Annotated in this window: 3 protein-coding genes; all 3 read right to left on the bottom strand. The window is 40.6% G+C overall.

Translation table 11 applies throughout. The annotated features are described in order from the left end of the window. Positions 1-1285: dihydroorotase (locus AC3DU7_RS32255; protein ID WP_488043302.1), on the bottom strand; the 1285-nt coding region annotated here is incomplete at its 3' end. 52 nt (positions 1286-1337) lie between these two features. Continuing rightward, entirely contained in the window at positions 1338-1475 is a 138-nt protein-coding gene (locus tag AC3DU7_RS32250) for a helix-turn-helix domain-containing protein (RefSeq protein WP_488043301.1), read from the bottom strand. 299 nt (positions 1476-1774) lie between these two features. Then, positions 1775-2035: a zinc ribbon domain-containing protein gene (locus AC3DU7_RS32245; protein WP_488043300.1), complete on the bottom strand. Its 261-nt coding sequence runs from the start codon at positions 2033-2035 to the stop codon at positions 1775-1777. Positions 2036-2073: the final 38 nt, after the last annotated feature.

The raw sequence follows: 2073 nt of genomic DNA, 5'->3' as shown, positions 1-2073 counted from the left end.
AAGTTAAGACACGGCCGATAATTTGTTTTTCTAACCAGGGGGTATTGGCGGAACGAGATTTTAAGGTTTGTTTATCTACTTGCCAAGTTTTTTGAGGGGCAAATAGGGTAATATCTGCTCCTTTATTAGTATTAGGAACAATAGCTCCTAAATTTACTCCTAAACATTTTGCTGGATTGGTACTCAAAACTCTCCATAAATCCATTGCTGATAATTCTTGTGTTTCTACCAGATTTTGCCATAGTAAAGGTAATGCTATTTCTAGTCCTATAGCTCCAGTGGGTGCTTCAGAAAAAGCTACAGTTTTTTCTTCATAACTGTAGGGAGTATGGTCAATAGCAACAACATCCAAAACTCCATCCTTAATACCTTCAATCAATGCCAAGCGATCGCTAATATTTCCCAAAGGAGGGTCTAAACGTAAATTTGGGTCGTAGGGAAGGAAGGGAGAATTTAAAGTATACTTTCCGTCAATAGCTTGAGTATCTAATAATAGGTGCATCCAAGTAGTACTAGCAGTAATAGGCAAACCTCTACTTTTAGCAACTCTAATCAATTCCACACTCCGAGCAGTGGAAACCCGCATAATATGGACAGGAGTACCAATAGCATCTATTAATTCCAACACAGCAGCTAAAGCGGAAGTTTCAGCCATAGTGGGAACTCCAGGCAAACCCAAACGAATAGAATCATACCCTTCTCGCATTACCCCTTTACCTGCCAACCTAGAATTATTGCAACATAAAGCTAGAGGTTTATTCAAAGGTTTGAGATATTCCAAGACTCGTCGTAACAAACCAAGATTTTGTAGAGGCAAACCATCTGCAAACCCCACAACTCCCGTTGCTGCCAACTCTCCCAACTCGGTCATTTGCTCCCCTTGTAAACCCTGGGTAATAGCACCCCAATAATAAAAGATAGGAGTAGGAGCATAATTTTTGGCTAAATTTTGCAATCTGGCCAAACCAGCAGGATTATCTACAGGTGGAAAAGTATCGGGCAAAATAGCTAATCTAGTAAAACCCCCTGCTGTAGCTGCTTGAATTAAAGACTCTATAGTTTCTCGTTCCTCAAACCCTGGTTCGCCACTATGAGAATATAAGTCTACTAAACCAGGGCCTAAAATTAGTCCATGGGAATTTTGAATTTCTGTTTTAGTGGGGAATTCAGAAATTTGTGTCTCGACTGCTGCGATTTTACTATCAATGATTAATACATCAGCAATTCTGTCTGTATTGGAAACTGGGTCTAATATTCGGATTTGTTGAAATAATTTGCTGTTCATCTGAGGAAGGTTGTCGGTGCCATACCAAGGGTGAAAAAAGAATGTTTTTGAATCATAGGTTTTCTGACCACCATGAGAATCTTTCACCCAACCGATAGTTGTACTGCCGACGCAAAAATTCCAACCACATTTCTATGGTAGCTATTTGTTCCTTATTGGGCCTTAATTTATATTGGTAGGCAGTCCGCATGGTGGAAAATTTCCAGGGTTATTGCAAGATAATCATACAAGTTTTTCAACTAGGGCAAAAGCTTCTGCTGGGATAGCATGCAAATTTAATGGGCACATCGAGCCTACTCAATTGGCCACCGATTCATCTCACACTCTTCTTAAAAATTATGGTGTGAGGCTCAAGGGCGGTCTAGCTAAATTGTATAGCGCTATAGTTTTTGCTCAAAATCTCAGAGATGAAATATAGTCTGAGAAAGTCCGTTGACATCCTCCCGACGCTGCTCTTACGAGACAGCCCGGGATTCCCTAGCATTGCTGTTAGGGGCTTTCTGCTTCATAGCACCTGCCTTCGGTGGATTTACTCCCTTCGGGTCTTACAGTCGCTCCACAGACTGACACTGCGAGTCCCGCAGCCAAAATATTTATACTTGCATTGATATCGCGGTCATGGTGACTACCAAATTCTTGGCAATCCCACTCTCTAATATTTAAAGGTAACTTTTCCACTACATGACCACAATTAGAACAACGTTTAGAACTGGGAAAATATCTGTCAATCTTGATTACAGCGCTTTTCATTTGAGTAGACCACAAAATTATTTTTGGCACTTAGAGTA

The organism is Okeania sp. (assembly GCF_983059655.1).
This window is presented reverse-complemented; position numbering and strand designations above follow the sequence as displayed.

What these genes read in the sequence shown, in the direction of transcription:
- AC3DU7_RS32245 (WP_488043300.1), bottom strand. Translation starts at nt 2,035, where the DNA reads ATGAAAAGCGCTGTAATCAAGATTGACAGATATTTTCCCAGTTCTAAA.
- AC3DU7_RS32250 (WP_488043301.1), bottom strand. Translation starts at nt 1,475, where the DNA reads ATGCGGACTGCCTACCAATATAAATTAAGGCCCAATAAGGAACAAATA.